Below are 17,014 nucleotides of genomic sequence, written 5' to 3' on the forward strand. Positions count from 1 at the left end.
GAGACTTTGTGTACTTGGGATGCAAGCGAAAGATAAAATGTATGGGAATTTCCAAAAGGAAGCAAAAGATTGCAGGCCAAAAGGCGCTGTGGTCCGCCGGACCAGAGCACAGGCGTTTACACCACACTTCCGGGCCAGAATGCGAAGCTGCATTGCACGGTAACCATTGGCTGAACGCCGGTCAATTTGTGTAAGGTATAAACGTGTACATATTCGATCAAACACCCGGCAGCCGATAGCAGAAAGATGCGTAGGAGACGCTGCAGGCGCGGAAGACACTGTGCGTCCACCGGGTCAGAGCACAGGCGTTTACACCACCTTGCCGTGCCAGAATGCGAAGCTGCATTGTAGTGTAGAAATTGCGTAATCTCATAGAAGTGTTTCGAAGCGCTTCAAAGGAGGAATGTTTGATTCCCCTGTAAAAAACACCTGGGGTACATTCAAGTTCGAATGTACCCCAGGTGTTTTGTTCTGGAAAAGAACTGGTCAGTTGGCCGTAAAACCATCGGCTAAACTACAAAGGCGAATCGTGAATAAAGAAACGATTTCCCCATGGCAAACAGTATTTTTCGTGTAGGCCAAAGGATCATGGCTGCAATTAGCGCTGTAGAGCAAATACGGATGGAACCAACTCCTCTTATTTGTTGCTCGCTGCCTGCGTCATCTGACGTTCCCATTCGCATAGGGCAGTCAACGCAGGCAGAAATGTTTTCCCGGAAGAAGTCAAACAGTATTCGACCTTTGGAGGGATTTCTTGGTACTGCTGCCGGTACAATAATCCGTCCAAACAGAGTTCCTTGAGACTTTGGCTGAGCATCATGTCTGTGATGCCCGATACAGCGGACTTAATCTCTCCGTAGCGGCGGGTCTGCCCATCCCGCAAGGACCACAAAATGCGGATTTTCCATTTTCCGCCGGCAACACGTAAAAAATAAGCGAGCGGCGCCTCAGAGAATGTTTCTTGGATCTTTTCCCCCTCAAGGGGGGAAACTTCTGTTGATGCGGGTGAAGAAATTGCCCGTTTCACTCGTTTTTTCTTCTTTTCCTTATCCTTTTTCATACGCCGCTCCTTTCTATATTTGCTCATAAAATTAGAGTCAATCTACAAAACCGATGGTATCATATTTACCGCTTTTTGGCAAGCACATTTCCCTGGAAACACATGAACAGACCTGAAAAGCAGAATCCAGCCCCCAAAAGAAGGGCATACACAACGGAACGCTCTGCCAAAGCGCCAAATGCCAGATTGGTTCCAACTGCGGTCATATTCATCGCAAGGGAATGGATGGAGAGGATGGTTGCTCGGCTTGACACAGAGATGTGACGGTTTTGGAGATCCACGCGCAAGGGAACAAAGGCGGAATTCGCTGCACATAAAAGCATCATCCCTACAACAGAAAGCAGCGGATGTGCGCAGATGGCCATTAAAATGCATGCCAGGCCCCCTGCACCAAAGATCAGAATAACGGTTCGACGCTCTCCCAGACGAGTAGATAACCGNCCCCTTTCGCAAAGAGCAGAATCCCCGCTCCGGGAAACCGGAGCAGGGGTTTTGCTGCTTTGAGACTTTGTGTACTTGGGATGCAAGCGAAAGATAAAATGTATGGGAATTTCCAAAAGGAAGCAAAAGATTGCAGGCCAAAAGGCGCTGTGGTCCGCCGGACCAGAGCACAGGCGTTTACACCACACTTCCGGGCCAGAATGCGAAGCTGCATTGCACGGTAACCATTGGCTGAACGCCGGTCAATTTGTGTAAGGTATAAACGTGTACATATTCGATCAAACACCCGGCAGCCGATAGCAGAAAGATGCGTAGGAGACGCTGCAGGCGCGGAAGACACTGTGCGTCCACCGGGTCAGAGCACAGGCGTTTACACCACCTTGCCGTGCCAGAATGCGAAGCTGCATTGTAGTGTAGAAATTGCGTAATCTCATAGAAGTGTTTCGAAGCGCTTCAAAGGAGGAATGTTTGATTCCCCTGTAAAAAACACCTGGGGTACATTCAAGTTCGAATGTACCCCAGGTGTTTTGTTCTGGAAAAGAACTGGTCAGTTGGCCGTAAAACCATCGGCTAAACTACAAAGGCGAATCGTGAATAAAGAAACGATTTCCCCATGGCAAACAGTATTTTTCGTGTAGGCCAAAGGATCATGGCTGCAATTAGCGCTGTAGAGCAAATACGGATGGAACCAACTCCTCTTATTTGTTGCTCGCTGCCTGCGTCATCTGACGTTCCCATTCGCATAGGGCAGTCAACGCAGGCAGAAATGTTTTCCCGGAAGAAGTCAAACAGTATTCGACCTTTGGAGGGATTTCTTGGTACTGCTGCCGGTACAATAATCCGTCCAAACAGAGTTCCTTGAGACTTTGGCTGAGCATCATGTCTGTGATGCCCGATACAGCGGACTTAATCTCTCCGTAGCGGCGGGTCTGCCCATCCCGCAAGGACCACAAAATGCGGATTTTCCATTTTCCGCCGGCAACACGTAAAAAATAAGCGAGCGGCGCCTCAGAGAATGTTTCTTGGATCTTTTCCCCCTCAAGGGGGGAAACTTCTGTTGATGCGGGTGAAGAAATTGCCCGTTTCACTCGTTTTTTCTTCTTTTCCTTATCCTTTTTCATACGCCGCTCCTTTCTATATTTGCTCATAAAATTAGAGTCAATCTACAAAACCGATGGTATCATATTTACCGCTTTTTGGCAAGCACATTTCCCTGGAAACACATGAACAGACCTGAAAAGCAGAATCCAGCCCCCAAAAGAAGGGCATACACAACGGAACGCTCTGCCAAAGCGCCAAATGCCAGATTGGTTCCAACTGCGGTCATATTCATCGCAAGGGAATGGATGGAGAGGATGGTTGCTCGGCTTGACACAGAGATGTGACGGTTTTGGAGATCCACGCGCAAGGGAACAAAGGCGGAATTCGCTGCACATAAAAGCATCATCCCTACAACAGAAAGCAGCGGATGTGCGCAGATGGCCATTAAAATGCATGCCAGGCCCCCTGCACCAAAGATCAGAATAACGGTTCGACGCTCTCCCAGACGAGTAGATAACCGGTGGGATTGCATGGAAGAAAGTCCAGAGAAGGTTACCAGGATGGTACATATGCCCATTGTCGCCGGGGGAATTCCACTGCGCAAATATTGTAACTGGTTTAGGAAAACGGTGATAGTCTGTTTGCTTTCTTCGAGCAGTGCGCAGCCGAGAAGAAAGAGAAAAAAACGCCGGTCGCACAGCAAAAGTTTACAAAGCGCCCGTAGATGTGGCCGCGGAGCGGTGATTTCTGCTGGTACCGATGGCAAGAACACAGAAAGCAGCCAAGCTGCACCATAGGAGTAGACCGTTAGAAGGGCCGAAAGGCGATAATTCTCGCGGATAAACCATGAAAAAAGGACACACGCCAACACGAGCCCGGCTGTATTCATTGCCTCCCAACAGCCAAAAATGCGGCGGGATTCCCTTTCTGGACAATTTTTCCCGCCCATTGCCAGAAAAAGATACGCGGTATCGCAGCCGGATAATCCGGATAGAACCACGGAGAGTAAAAGCCGTTCTGCTAAAAACCAGGCGAATCCGTCGGCTCGCCAGAAGAAAACTTTCGAAAGAAAAAAGAGAAAATGGCAGATCACCAGGGTATTGCGATATCCAATGCGGTCTGCAATCCAACCCCAAGGAAGTTCCATAGCAAGGCTAACTGCCAGGGAAATGCTTTCGATCAGAGTAATCTCAAAAATGCTGATCCCATTTGTCTGCCGGTAAAGAGTGGAGATCGGTGCGTAAAATAAAAGGCCCTGCAAAAATGCGATTGCATAGCAGAGCCAAATCGTTCGCTTCTGCATAACAATTTCCCTTTCAACGTAATTGGGCAACAATCCCCTAAGCCTATCGGACGATGGGCGCCGAAGGCTAAAAAAGATAAATTCCGTTGATGGAAAATCAATGCGGATGCTTCATAAAAATGTTCCTTTGATGAATCAAATTTTATTAAAACCGGTTATGTCCGGTTGGCTTCCAGGGCCAAAGCAGCTGCGCGGGAATAGACACAACCGCAGTAATTCTGCCGGTAGAGGTGGTATTCCCGGCTCAGTTCGATGGAACGCTTATAGCCGTTCCGTTTCTTAAAATCGGAGAATAGATAGGGAACCCCATAAGTTTCCGCCAGTTCTGCGCCGATGGTGTTCAACTTTTCTGCGTTTTTATAAGGGCTGATGGAGAGCGTGGTCGTGAAAAAATCACAGCCCAGTTCTTTGGCGGCTCTGGCCGCTTCGGTCAAACGCAGGTGATAACATAAGGTACACCGGTCTCCGCCTTCAGGTTCTGCCTCGTGGCCTTTTGCAAGGGCAAAGAACCGTTCCGGTTCGTAGTCACCCAACGTGAGGACTACCGGGCTGGATAACGGCATCTCCTGCAATAGACGGCGGACCTCTGCCACTCGTTTTTCATACTCCTCCTGAGGGGAGATATTGGGATTATAATAAAATAGGACGATGGAGAAATAGCGCGAAAGATATTCCAATACATAACTGCTACACGGTGCACAGCAAGCATGCAGTAGAAGCTTGGGGTGTTTTTCCTCCAGCTCCAAACGTGAAAGAACCGCGTCCAATTCTTTCTGATAGTTGCGTTTGATCATGTTTTCCACCATCCATCCTCTTTCGGTTGAAAATCCACTTGACTGGTTCCCAAAGGAAGTAGATTTTGATACACAGCGGTATGATGCTCATCGATGTCCAAATCTTTATGTACATGCCCAAAATACCATCGTTTATAATGCAGGCGGGAGTCAATCCCTTCTAAAAAGCGATTGAAGGGCTCTTCTCTCGTCCTCTTGCGAAATTGATTGACAATTTTTAGTGGCGCGGTATGGGTAACCACATAGTCTACTTCAAAATGAGCGGCCATCAACGTGCGCATGGCCACCCCATATTCCACTGCGTTCGGCATCTCCTCTGGCCACCAGGAGATCCCCTCTGTGCGGAATTCCACATCTCCGGAGGCGCCACCCCCCATAGTAAAGATTCTGTGTCCTTCCAGGGTGAAGAGTTGACCGCGCATCAGGTGGAATACACTGTCTGTCACGCGGTGCACCTTGCCGCCGTTCCACTGTTCCACGGGATATTGGTTTAAAAGCTCAAAATTTTCATGATTACCATCTACAAACAGGGTTGTAAACTTTTTGCGTTTAAACCAGCGGAGCCAAAAGTCGTCCGAACCACCAGGGCCTGTCCAAATACCGCCAAAGTCGCCGCAAATCAAAACATAATCGTGCTTTGTCAGCTTTTTTTGCGCGGGGAACGCCTTGGTTGTCAGCTTTGTCACGTCGTATGGAATGTGCGTGTCGCCCGTGATATAAATCATTTGGCATCCCCCTTTTTTCCTATTGTAGCAAGCCCCCGGAGAAAAAGCAAATGGGAAAGAGGAAGATATGCTCCTATCCTTGCATCCCTCAGGCGGTTATGTTAGAATGGGACTACCAAAGGAACGGACAACGGGAGGGAAACGGAGATGTTGGAGGAAAAGGATCTGCAAGCGATTGCGCGGCTGATTTTGGCGAGCGAGGAGCGTTTGCGCGCCGAGTTTCACGCCAAGCTAGAGATGGAAATTCGTGCGAGCGAGGAGCGGATGCGTGAAGGAATGAGCGCGGAGTTCCATGCCGGCGAAAATCGCACCCATACGTACATAGAGAACGGCGTGATGAAGCCGATTCGCCTGTTGGCCGAAGGCCATGCGCAGATCTTAGAACGTTTGCCGGGAGTGGACGCGTTGGATTCGTTGCGTGGGCGGGTATGCAATTTAGAGCGAGTGGTCACGGAACAGGGACACGAAATCGACGAACTCAAGCGTGCATAAACGATTCTCGTCCGGTGGTATGCAGAAAGAGGAATCAAGGGATTTCCCTTTTTATGGCAGGTTGCAGCTTTGGAATGGTTGGTCTGTTGTAGTCTATCAAAGGTTATCTTATTTTGATCAGGCGAGGCCGGAGAACTTTTCTCCGGCTTTTTTGTATGGAAAATGGAGAAGGATTTGATCTGTAAGTCACCTACAGAACTATAGGAGGTTTTTCTGCCTTATACTTAAAAAAGGAAGTTGTGGGTGTGCTCGATTCAGCGAAAGATTTCTTTTCATAGATTAACGGCAGAATATTCGGTAGAGTGGCGGAAAGGGGAGAAACCACACGAAGAACGCACAGAACGATTTTACAAAGGGAAGTATGGCTGGAAACATCATGGGGATGGCGATGCCCATGATGTTGGCGCAATTGATCAATCTGCTGTACAGTGTCGTAGACCGCGTTTATATTGGGCGTATCCCCGATGTAGGAACGTTGGCACTGACGGGATTGGGCCTGACGTTTCCGATCATTAATATTTTAAATGCCTTTGCAAACCTTTTTGGCATGGGCGGCGCGCCGCTCTGTTCCATTGCACGGGGGCGTGGAGAAAATGAGGAAGCTGGACGCATTATGCGCTGCTCCTATACTTTATTGTTGATGAGCGGAGGGATTCTCACTGCCTTGGGGTATCTCTTTTTGAAGCCGCTTTTGTACTTATTCGGCGCAAGCGACGCTACATATCCATATGCGCGGGATTATATGCTGATCTATCTGGTGGGTACTATCTTTGTGATGGTCAGCTTGGGGATGAACAATTTTATCAATTCGCAGGGATTTGGACGCATCGGAATGTTGACAGTACTGTGCGGCGCGGTCGCCAATTTGGTGCTCGATCCGGTGTTTATCTTTGTATTTGATTTGGGAGTCCGCGGAGCGGCGCTTGCCACCGTACTTTCCCAAGGGCTGTCCGCGGTATGGGTGTTGCGCTTTTTGAGCGGAAAAAGGGCGATTTTGCGCCTGGAACCGGCAAAATTTTTCCTGCGCGGCGGGATGGTCAAACAGATCACCGCCATGGGGTTTTCAGGATTCACCATGTCGGCCACCAACAGTGCAGTACAAATCCTCTGTAATGCACAGATGCAGACATATGGTGGCGACCTCTATGTGGGCGTTATGACCATCCTCAATTCGGTGCGCGACATTCTTACCATGCCGGTCAATGGCCTGACCAGTGGAGCGCAGCCGGTTTTGGGCTTTAACTATGGGGCGCAGTCCTACCGGCGGGTCAAAAAGGGGATTGTATTTATGACTCTTACCTGCATGGTGTACACATTGGCCGCGTGGCTGCTGGTGTTCCTATTCCCCCAATTCTTTATCCAGATTTTTAATACAGAGGATGCAGCCCTGCTGCAGGCCAGTGTACCGGCATTACACATGTATTTTTTTGGTTTCTTTATGATGACTTTCCAATTCTCCGGACAGTCTACTTTTGTAGCCCTGGGCAAGGCAAAGCATGCGATCTTCTTTTCCATATTCCGCAAGGTGATTATCGTTATCCCACTCACGATTTTGTTGCCCCGTTTGTTTGGGATGGGTGTCGACGGTGTGTTTTGGGCCGAGCCGATTTCCAACTTTGTCGGTGGTGCAGCGAGTTTCATCACCATGTTGTGCACGGTCTGGCCGACGCTAAAAGAACAAAGAAAACGCACTGCCTAGGGGCCCCTAAAATTCCTTGGAAATACGGTTATCAAGAAATGGGATTTGATCGGGAGGGGCGCCTGCAAGAAAGAATCAAAACACCCTTGTTCCTTGAATGGACAGAACCGGCCCAGTAAAGATACACAGTAGAAAAAGCCTCCCGGTGGAGGAAGATAAAAGGTTCTGCGCCTCGGCTTCTCCCGCCCCCTTTGTTGGTACAATCAAGTAACAGCTGTGAAGCCGTTGCTTGCTCGATCAACAAAGATTTAGAATGACGCTCTGGCTTTTTCATAAATTGTAAAAAATTCTTGTCGCTGAGTTGGTTTTTTATTTTCTCCGTTGCCTCATCCTCCAATCACGCTTCGCCTTCCGGGGCTCGCGTTCTTGGGAAGGGACGTCGTCGGAAAAACGCTCCACAGGAGCCTTTTTCTCTCCTCTACTTCGGGTGCGCCACAAAAACCGACTTTTAATAGCGATAGGGATACCCTGCCTTTTGCGGCGGCTGTCCCTGTTAAAAATATTGATGGGGAGATTTCTGGTTCATTTTCAACGGGTTCTGAAATGAAGATCTATTACGCTTTTCGATGCTTCTGCCAAATACCGCGCATATTCTCAAAATAGCCGATCATTAGACGTTTGTTCATACGCTGCCGATCAAGTCCTTGGAATATTCATTAAAATCAAAACTGGTCGAAAATCCTTAGCTTTAGAGGAGCATCCATGTAATGTGTCGTCCAAAGCCGCATGCTCGTCAGAACTTTTCGATTTTACCGTTGTCCATCCCCCATGGTCAGGATCGTGCGATAGGATACATCCATTACATAATACGGAATGCGTCTCACAAGCTTTGTGCCAGATACCCAATTTTGAGCTTTTTGGATGGGATTCCATACCGTTGTCGATAGGTTCCCCCATGTAAATGGTCTCATATTTTATGATAGGATTGCACTTCAATCGACATATACCTTTGGAAAAACTGCCAAAGTTTATTTTAGAAGCGCTTATCTTGAAATGAGACAATAAAAAAATGTAAGGTACGAACCGCTTGAAATCCCCAAAAATTCTCGAGGCCTATATGATGAGAGAATCTCTTTGGAAACGTTTTCAGAAAAGTTGTATCGTATAGAACGCATTCTTTATGCAATAGGGATTTACGAGGTCCTTGTTCCGTTCGATAGGGAGCCGTTTTGCTACGTCCGCCCTGATTTCGGAGTGATCTGTTCAACGTTTTCCCGGGAGATCAAAAGAGAGGGTCCATCCGCTTTCAAATTTAAAAGCGGATGGACCCTTTTGCTGGGATCTAGGCATAGATGTTGGTTATAGATTGCCTTTGCATCTAAGATTGACCGCACCATCTATGCCGGATACCTTCTGTCCGAATGGAACTTTCCGTACCTTATGTTACAAGTTTATTTGGCGGCTTTGGATTCTTGTGCGATAGCATTCAGCCAATTGTAACCGTACAATGCTTGACAGCGTTTTGGCCGGGCAATGTTGTGTACACGCCCGTGCGATCGCCCGGATTCCCAATGGCCCAAATTCTATAATAATAATCGTTTCCAATCTGGGTCAGGAATTGTGTTTTCAGAACGCTTCCGTTGCCTACGGTGAAGCTCGGAACCAGACCGCTTCCATTGACCAGGGTCATCTTGAAGCAATATGCGTTGCCATGCAGCAGTGTGAAGTCCGTGGTCGTGTCACTGCGTACGCTTGCCGGAGTGACCATGTTTTGGGCGGCTGCCACAAGGGCGATCCCACTGGAACCGTATGTATTGGAACGGTTTGCGGAGGCAGAACCGCTGGAGTGTTTCTGCGGCTGCTGAGGAGATTCGGCTTTTACCAGGCCATCCCACGCATGTTGCACGGCCGTGTATGCTGAAGCGAGTTCCTCGTTGCTTGCATGGGGATCTGCGGCAACGGCCTTCGCGACGCGCAGGGCTGCTTGCAAACTTGCCGCACTTAGGTCGGTATATTTGTCCAGATCGATTGCTTCCGCTTTGTCAATCAAGTCCTGTAGTTCCTCGCGCGACGGGATTTTCCGCAGGGCTGCCATGGCGCAGTTCAGTTCCTCGGCAGCGTTCTGCACCTCTTCTTGTGTGGCGTCCCTGTTTTCCAGAACCGTTTTGGCCGCTTCAAGCGCGGATAAGAATTCTTCCTGCCCAACTTCCAGATAGTCCGAAAGGTCGATGTTTTCAGCCGCATGGACGACGGCCTGTAGATGGGTGGTATCGGCTACGGCTTGTAAGCCGGTCAGAGCTTCGTACAGAACATCGTACGCTTTTTCGACATCCGCCTGAAGCGGTTCATCGTCCTGCAACAGGGCTTGCGCCTGTTCCATTGCAGCTTGGAGTGCCGACCAGCTGGAGGAAGTATAGTCCTCTTCTCCCAGTAAACCGGCGATGCCAAGCAATTCTTCCAGTTCGGTAGTATCGCCTTCGGCAAAGCCCAACAGATGAATCGCGTCGAGCAAGCCGCTCCATGCGTTGTTGATGTCCTCTTGACTGGCCTTCGGATTGCCCTCTGCATCCTTTGCGGCCTGTAATGCACGGTCAAATACTTTTTGTACAGTTGGAATGGCAGCATGGTATTCATCGCCATCAGCCAGACCCTCTGCAACCGCGATGACTGTGCGAAGAATCTGTTTGTCCACAGTGGTGAAAGTAAATTGTAGGGTCTGTTCCGCAGCACTCATAACCCCTTCATAGGTAAAGGAAGAAGTATGTGTTTCTTCATCAAAGACGATTTGATCGCTGTAATCCTCGCCGTTGACCAGGACATTGGAAAACTCCTTGCCCTCCACTCTGGGGGCAAAGACGAGCGTATAAGTGTCGCCCGGCTTGAAGGAGGACATATACCGGCCGGTCAGGTTTGCGATTGTTGCATCTTCGCCGTTTACAGTAACCTGTGCATTGGTAGTAAAGTTGGCTGTGAATGCGTATTTTTGATCGGGGTCCGTGGAACCGGAAACCGTCACAGTGCAGGATGCTTGCGCACCGAACCCATCCGCATAGCCATATACCGTAAAGCTGCCTTCCTGTTGGTAGGCTTCCGCGGGGATTTCCTCCCAGACGATGGGGAGGGTTCCTTCAGTACCGTCTACGTAGGTGACAGCAGCGGATTCCGGCAAAACCGGGGCTACGCCGGCCGTGGTTTCGGCCGTAGTGGCTGCAATTTCAGAAACTAGATTGATGTCGCTGTATACATACAGGCGGCAGACTGCCGGACGATCGGTGCCTTCCACTGTACCGGTGAGGACGTGTTCGCCGAGAATGGACGTTGCGCTGCTGGGATCGTCCCACGAGACAGCACGGGCTTCCTGTGCGCCGTCTGCCATGGTGACGGTCACCTGCTGCGGCAGAGAAGCCGTTCCTTGGAGCGGCGCCGAAACGCGGCTTTCCTCTACTGTGGAAACAACATTGGTCTTATGAACGTCAACGGTACATATGGCCTTGATGGAGGTGCCCTCTACAGTGCCTTCTACCGTGAAGGAGCCTTCCTGGGCATAGTCACTGGATGCTATATCGGCCCATTTCAGACCAATCATACCGCTCGTATTGTCCGAATATGTGACACGGACCTCTTCGGGAAGGTTTGGCGCTTGGCCCACAAGGGTAGCGACAGCCTCTTTCTGAACAGCGGTGATGGTCGGCTCCTCCTCGTAGACGCTGACAGGGATGGAATAATACTGGGACTCAAAGCCCTCCTTGTTGAGAGAGACCAGAACTTCAGAATGTCCAGTCTGTTCGCCGGTGATCTGGTTGTTCTGTATGGAAAGTGCGTTATCCGTAGATGCCACGCCGTAGGAGATGGTTACATCTGCGGGAACGGTCTCCACAGAGAGTGTATAAGAAGAACCCTTTTTCAACTGAATTTGTTCGGGTAGGCCGGTGACTTCGATTTGTTCCAGATCGCCTTCCCCTCTGGGGAGGAACCTGGCGTTGGCCCAGTCACTGTGATCGTGTGCATTGGCCCCCAGTGGATCGACCACAAGTTTGAGTTCCTTAGCGCCAATGATATTCAAACGAACGTGTTCCGCTTCGGTGTCCTGTGTCATAACGGGGGAGATGTAGGCCTGTTCGCCGTCCACCCAGATTTCGAACCGGGCTTCACCGCGGGATTCAGAGCCGTCGCTGGCGACACTCCCCAACCAATCCAGACCAAGATACGTCTCGAAGATGTCGTAACCGAGGCCTTCAATGTCGTAGACAATTTCAGAGGCTGCATGGACCCCTAATCCACTGTAAAATTGCTTGCGCCCTCCATTGACGGTCAGTTCCATAGGATCGCCTTCAAGGTTGGTCCCTTTGGTGATCTCTTTCCAACCGGTGGTCGCGGATTTCCATACCACATTCTCCAAAGGAATCTCATCCTGTTTTGTGAAGTGGATGGTATACACCTGTGGATTCCCTTCCAAATCATCGATATAGACCTCTGCCGTGTCATCAAAGGATGTGGGCTGTTTTACATTGGCGGAAATGGAGGAGTGTGCAGGAACCGCTTCCACATGAGGGAGTTCTGTGCGGTTGCTCAGGTAGGGGATGGTGTATGTGTGTTTATCCAGCGAGAAATCGGGCAGGGGGCGTCCATCCACCTCGATGCCGTTGAGTGTCTGGGTGATAATCGCCTTTTGTGCCTGTGCCATTTTCTGTTCGACCGAGTTTGTCTCGCCGGTGACAGGACGCATTCGATAGGTAAACGTGTACTGCTTGTTGGAATTGACCTTGTACTTTTCCAGCATAGTTGGGCCGCAGCTTCCATTGCCAACGCCGGTTTGCATGTAATCCAACGTCAAATAGATTTGATCGGAGCGGGTCAACTGATAGGGATGGGCTTTGCTGTTCAGTTCAGAAGCGGAATAGTGCAGGGCGCCGAATTCCATGGGAACATCGGCTGAGAACAGAAGGCCGTCGCCCTCTTCATCGGTCAGGGAGACCCAGCGGACATCCGTACGGTTGCCATTCTCCTGGGGTTTCATATAGGGGACAAACATACCGTCTACGGTGTTGTCATATACGCCGATCAAGGAACCGGTATTTCGGTCAATGTAGTTTTCTTCCGGACCTCTGCCATAATACGTGATATTTTCATAACCCGCAGGCAGCTCCATTTTCATACCGACACGGCCCAACATTTCGGATGCTTTCGAGTCGAATACGCTGTTGACCACAAGGTCGCCTGTCGGGTAAAGCGTGTATGTAATCTGATTGGTGGAGTTGTTCAGAGTAGAATAGGAGAGCGGCACGGTAACGACAATTTTGTTCTCTGATTTCTCGACCTGTACCTCGCCTACAGTAGTTGCCGGATCGCGATACTTGGTATTAATCGTCCCATTATCGATTCGGGCACGCCAGTAATTCGGTTCCGGTGCACGATAAATCTGTTCTTTGCCATTGTTCTTAAAGGAGGTCAATTCACCTTTTTGGATGTCAAAAGTGACTTCAAATCCTTCTCCCTTTGCAGTCAACTGGTTTCCAGATTCACTCACTTCCGTAAATTTCAGAGAGGTATCCAATGCCTCACCGGGTTCTGTTGCATCAAAACCCAATTCAAACTGTTCGAAAGCTACGACGGTGCCTTTGTCCGCCCAAAGGGTATCTTCTTTCAGACGGAACGCAATGTTTAGTAGGAACTCGCTGCCTTCACGGACGGATTCGGGCGCATGGTAACCGATGGTGACCACCTTGGTTTCACCGCCTGCGATGTCCAGTTGATCGTCCGACAAGACGCCGGACTGAACTTTTTCATGGTTGTTATACAGAGTCCAGATTCCCTCGTATTCATTTAAATTGGTGAATTCGAGGAGATTTTCAATCTGAATTTCGCCGGCTTCCAGGTCCTTTGCCGTAAGTTTTACACCCTGATACGCTTTTTTAACCTCTTGGTATGCAGGGTGCAAAGTGCGGTCGGGAAAAACAACGCCGTTGCTGCAGAAATTGCCATCATTGGTATTGTCGCCCCAGTCGCCGCCATAACCGAAATAGGACTGTTCATTCTCACCAGTGTCCACTTCGGTAATGGAGTTGAAGTCCATCCAAAGGACGACGCCCTCGTCGTTCGGGGTACGGCCTTCATCACAGATCTCCTCGGGCGAAAGTGCACGGTTATAGATGCGCACGTTATCGATCTTTCCTTGGAATTCGCGGCCGGTACGTTCGGTATCCGTACCAATGGCAACCGCATAGTCATTGGTGGAGATGGTCTTTTGGCTGACTTCTTTGCTGGCTGCCAGTTCCCCATCGATATAAATGTTGATGGTGCCGGCCGTTGCATCAAAGGTCGATACCACCTGATGCCAGTTCTCAAACCAGTCGGCTGGAACCTGAGCTTCCAAGCTGATCCACTTGGCGCTCGAACTGCCGGTTGCTGTGGCATCGTAGATAAAGAATTCTATGACGCTTTTATTTTGGGCCGTGTCGCCGATATATTTCATTGCATATTGGCTGTTGCCCTTCGTCACGATGGCGCCGTTCGTGCTACCCGAAACTTTCTTTGGATAGACGAGCGCTTCCAGCGTCAAACTGCCGGTCAAATTAAGTGCTTCGCTGGCTGGCAATGTAGCGGTACCTTCCAGGGCTGTGCCGTTGCCAATGCCGCCGCGGGCTTCTAAGGTCCCCTTATAAGTAGCATGAAGCCCCTTTGGACCAGCATCCATCAGCTTGTTTTCTGAATCCACTGCATTAAAGTCGCACCAGAATAGGACGGATTCATCAGCGGCAGAAATATTTGCCTGTTCAACCTCCCGTGCAGTCAAAGCACGGTTGTAAATACGCACTTCGTCGATCAAACCGGTAAATTCGCGGCCAGGACGTTCCAAATTTTCTCCGATTGTCACAGCATACGTGTTGGTATTGCGTACATTTTTACCACCAGTGGACACAGACTTGATCTCTTGGCCATCGACGTAGATCTTTAAAGTGCTGTCCTCTGCACAGAACACACCGGTGATACGGTGCCAGTGATTCAGCCAATCCGCAGGCGCAGGGACAGTTGCGGAAACCCAGGAACCTCCACTTTTAAAGCAGAATTCCAGATTTCCTTTGGTATATTGCAGTGTGAGTTGTTCGTTACCTTTTGCAAGGATGGTATCATATCCCTCGCTGTTCTTACCGGTCTGGCAGACCAACGCCTCTACAGTAAAACTTCCCGTTGTGTCAAATACTGCGTCAGCAGGAAGTTCCGCAGTACCTTTGAGGGCATTGTCCGCATCTTTTCCAGCAACAAGGGAACCAGTGAAATCGGCTTGCAACTTATTGGGGCTGCTGTCAGTCAGGACGTTTTTCTTTTCACCGCCCAGTTCAACGCGGATCGACTGGTCTACCCAATCCCAGATACAGCCGCCGATCAACTTATCGTACTTTTCAAATACATCCACATATTCTTGGAGGTTACCTGTGCTGTTGCCCATGGAGTGTGCATATTCATGGGCAAGATACGGCTTTGGATTGTTATCGGTTGCAACCTCCGGCAAACTGATGCGGCCGGAGAAAGACCCATCTACAGACGGATAGGTCGAGGAGCGGGTATCCGAATAATCGGCGTTACCGTCTCCTCTGGAATTGAAGTAATGGACAGGCCGGGTGGCATCGCGCGCTTTGGTCCAATCGTATAAGGTTTGGAAAACTTCTCCCGCGCCAGATTCATTGCCCAACGACCACATAATAACACTCGGATGGTTTTTATCGCGCTCAACCATACTCTTCATACGGTCCAGATGGACAGCGCCCCATTTCTCTTCGTCATCGCCGGGAATTTTATGCATAGCCCCGTGGGCTTCGATATTTGCCTCGTCGATGACATACATCCCATATTCGTCACACAGCTCATACCAGTAAGTGTCATTGGGATAGTGCGCTGTGCGGACGGTGTTGACATTGGCCTGCTTCATCAGGATGATGTCCTGTTCCATCAGTTCATGGCTGACCGTGCGGCCGGTATCCGGAGACGTTTCGTGGCGATTGAATCCCTTGATAATGACGTTCTGCCCATTCACAAATAGACCCGTGTTGTCGCGCAGCTCCACTTCACGGAACCCAATTCGAGAACTGGCAAATTCTACACTGGCGCCGGTTTCGTCACGCAGTTCAAGGACCAGTGTGTATAAATTTGGCTTTTCAGCGCTCCATAGCTTTGGAGATAGCACCATCTGTTCATAGTCCATGGTACAGACCGCATGTCCCATTTCATCGACATTGCTGCCAAATTGAATCGGGAAATCCTGCTCAACGATGGCATTTTGTGCGTCGTCCAACAGGCGAGCGTGAACTGTATAACCATCGGGCGCGTTTTGCGCCAGCTTGCGTGCTTTAATAGAGAGCGTAAACTGTGCATTTTCGTACTGGTCGTCGAGATCCGTAGTGACCTCATAATCGAAGATTTCGACCTCATCTTTGGAATACAAATACACATCGCGGAAGATTCCGCTCAAACGGATAAAGTCCTGATCCTCCATGTAGCTGCCGTCCGACCAACGGTAAACCTGTACGGATACAGAGTTTTCCCCCTCATGTAAATAAGGCGTTATATTAAAATCGGCTGGGGTGTAGCTGTCTTCGCTGTAGCCGACTTGGTAACCATTGATCCAAAGATAAAATGCGGATTCTACACCTTGGAAGGAAATAAAGACCTGTCGGCCACCTTCTAACATCTCTGGTTCTACGGTAAAGCTCCGACGATAGGACCCGACCGGATTATATTCCGTAGGTGCAGTGGCATTGGTAGAGTCGTTTTTACCACCACCGTTTAATGTCCATGGGTATGTGGAATTGGTGTAGATTGGTTTGTCATACCCTTGTGTCTGCCAGTTGCCAGGGACCTGAATGGTATCCCAATCACTGACATTGTAATCCTCTTTATAAAATTCCGTGTTTCGGTCCGCAGGTTTTTCCGCATACTGAAAGGCCCACTCCCCGTTGAGGAGTTGGTAATAGGCAGAGTTTTCCTCGGATCGGGCGAGTGCTTTCTCTTCCGTGTCATAAGGAATGAATGTCGTGTGTGCCGGCTCTCGGTTTACTTGGAATTGAGTGGGCTGTCCTGTCCACTCACTGCCCGTCCACTGAACGCCCGGTTCGGCGGGTGCTGCCATGGAAACAACATTTCCAAGGCCTGTCCCGCTGAACAGCATGGTTATTGCCAGCAGCCAAGCGATCTTTCGCTGTTTCATAATTCTTCTCCTTTTCAATAATCTCTCTTCCCAACATCACACAAAACCTAATAGAATAAGATCGGCCACCTCCTTTTCGGCGAATAGTATAGTACTTTTAAACTTTATCACAAATTTTTCTATGTATTTTTCTTGATCGTTTGTAATTATTTTATTCGCTTAATTTTTTGTATCCAAATTATGGGAAAACGCTCAGAAAGAAGAGAATACAACAATTCCATTGTATTCTCTTCTTTTGACGGGAGGAATTGATAAAAAGTTAGATGTGAATGGATGAAAAGTAGTACTTTTCCGACGATGTCCCATCCCAAGAACGC

The 17,014-nt window shown here is 49.4% G+C and carries 9 protein-coding genes; 2 read left to right on the forward strand and 7 right to left on the reverse strand.

What is annotated here, in order from left to right:
• Positions 1-637 precede the first annotated feature (637 nt).
• The 6 genes from B9Y59_RS00915 to B9Y59_RS00945 form a co-directional block, all read right to left on the reverse strand.
• On the reverse strand, positions 638-1,060 hold the full coding sequence (locus tag B9Y59_RS00915; RefSeq protein WP_085531232.1) for a winged helix-turn-helix transcriptional regulator: 423 nt from the start codon (positions 1,058-1,060) through the stop codon (positions 638-640).
• Positions 1,061-1,125: 65 nt separating this feature from the next.
• Positions 1,126-1,425, reverse strand: coding sequence for a hypothetical protein (locus tag B9Y59_RS00920; RefSeq protein WP_085531234.1), 300 nt, complete (start codon positions 1,423-1,425; stop codon positions 1,126-1,128).
• 774 nt (positions 1,426-2,199) lie between these two features.
• Complete coding sequence (locus B9Y59_RS00930) at positions 2,200-2,622, reverse strand: winged helix-turn-helix transcriptional regulator (protein ID WP_085531232.1); 423 nt, start codon at positions 2,620-2,622, stop codon at positions 2,200-2,202.
• A gap of 65 nt (positions 2,623-2,687) precedes the next feature.
• On the reverse strand, positions 2,688-3,845 hold the full coding sequence (locus B9Y59_RS00935; protein ID WP_085531239.1) for an MFS transporter: 1,158 nt from the start codon (positions 3,843-3,845) through the stop codon (positions 2,688-2,690).
• A 155-nt stretch (positions 3,846-4,000) separates the two neighbouring features.
• Positions 4,001-4,639: an epoxyqueuosine reductase QueH gene (locus B9Y59_RS00940; RefSeq protein WP_143255345.1), complete on the reverse strand. Its 639-nt coding sequence runs from the start codon at positions 4,637-4,639 to the stop codon at positions 4,001-4,003.
• A complete protein-coding gene (locus tag B9Y59_RS00945) occupies positions 4,636-5,364 on the reverse strand; it encodes a metallophosphoesterase (protein WP_054325045.1) in 729 nt (242 codons plus the stop codon). Before B9Y59_RS00945 ends, B9Y59_RS00940 begins: the two co-directional genes overlap by 4 nt.
• Before the next feature lie 147 nt (positions 5,365-5,511).
• Between B9Y59_RS00945 and B9Y59_RS00950 the strand changes: the two genes are divergently transcribed.
• Both B9Y59_RS00950 and B9Y59_RS00955 read left to right on the forward strand, forming a co-directional pair.
• Positions 5,512-5,856 (forward strand): hypothetical protein, encoded by a 345-nt coding sequence (locus B9Y59_RS00950; RefSeq protein ID WP_085531241.1) that lies wholly within the window; start codon positions 5,512-5,514, stop codon positions 5,854-5,856.
• 361 nt (positions 5,857-6,217) lie between these two features.
• On the forward strand, positions 6,218-7,555 hold the full coding sequence (locus B9Y59_RS00955; protein WP_085531243.1) for an MATE family efflux transporter: 1,338 nt from the start codon (positions 6,218-6,220) through the stop codon (positions 7,553-7,555).
• Between the two features lie 1,426 nt (positions 7,556-8,981).
• Here the strand turns inward: B9Y59_RS00955 and B9Y59_RS00965 are convergent.
• Complete coding sequence (locus B9Y59_RS00965; RefSeq protein WP_085531247.1) at positions 8,982-16,697, reverse strand: glycoside hydrolase family 2 TIM barrel-domain containing protein; 7,716 nt, start codon at positions 16,695-16,697, stop codon at positions 8,982-8,984.
• Positions 16,698-17,014: the final 317 nt, after the last annotated feature.

The organism is Anaeromassilibacillus sp. Marseille-P3371 (genome assembly GCF_900169665.1).
Classification (GTDB): domain Bacteria; phylum Bacillota; class Clostridia; order Oscillospirales; family Acutalibacteraceae; genus Anaeromassilibacillus.

Coding starts and splice junctions, on each gene's coding strand:
- B9Y59_RS00950 (WP_085531241.1), top strand. CDS start 5,512: ATGTTGGAGGAAAAGGATCTGCAAGCGATTGCGCGGCTGATTTTGGCG.
- B9Y59_RS00955 (WP_085531243.1), top strand. CDS start 6,218: ATGGCTGGAAACATCATGGGGATGGCGATGCCCATGATGTTGGCGCAA.
- B9Y59_RS00930 (WP_085531232.1), bottom strand. CDS start 2,622: ATGAAAAAGGATAAGGAAAAGAAGAAAAAACGAGTGAAACGGGCAATT.
- B9Y59_RS00965 (WP_085531247.1), bottom strand. CDS start 16,697: ATGAAACAGCGAAAGATCGCTTGGCTGCTGGCAATAACCATGCTGTTC.
- B9Y59_RS00945 (WP_054325045.1), bottom strand. CDS start 5,364: ATGATTTATATCACGGGCGACACGCACATTCCATACGACGTGACAAAG.
- B9Y59_RS00940 (WP_143255345.1), bottom strand. CDS start 4,639: ATGATCAAACGCAACTATCAGAAAGAATTGGACGCGGTTCTTTCACGT.
- B9Y59_RS00915 (WP_085531232.1), bottom strand. CDS start 1,060: ATGAAAAAGGATAAGGAAAAGAAGAAAAAACGAGTGAAACGGGCAATT.
- B9Y59_RS00920 (WP_085531234.1), bottom strand. CDS start 1,425: ATGGCCATCTGCGCACATCCGCTGCTTTCTGTTGTAGGGATGATGCTT.
- B9Y59_RS00935 (WP_085531239.1), bottom strand. CDS start 3,845: ATGCAGAAGCGAACGATTTGGCTCTGCTATGCAATCGCATTTTTGCAG.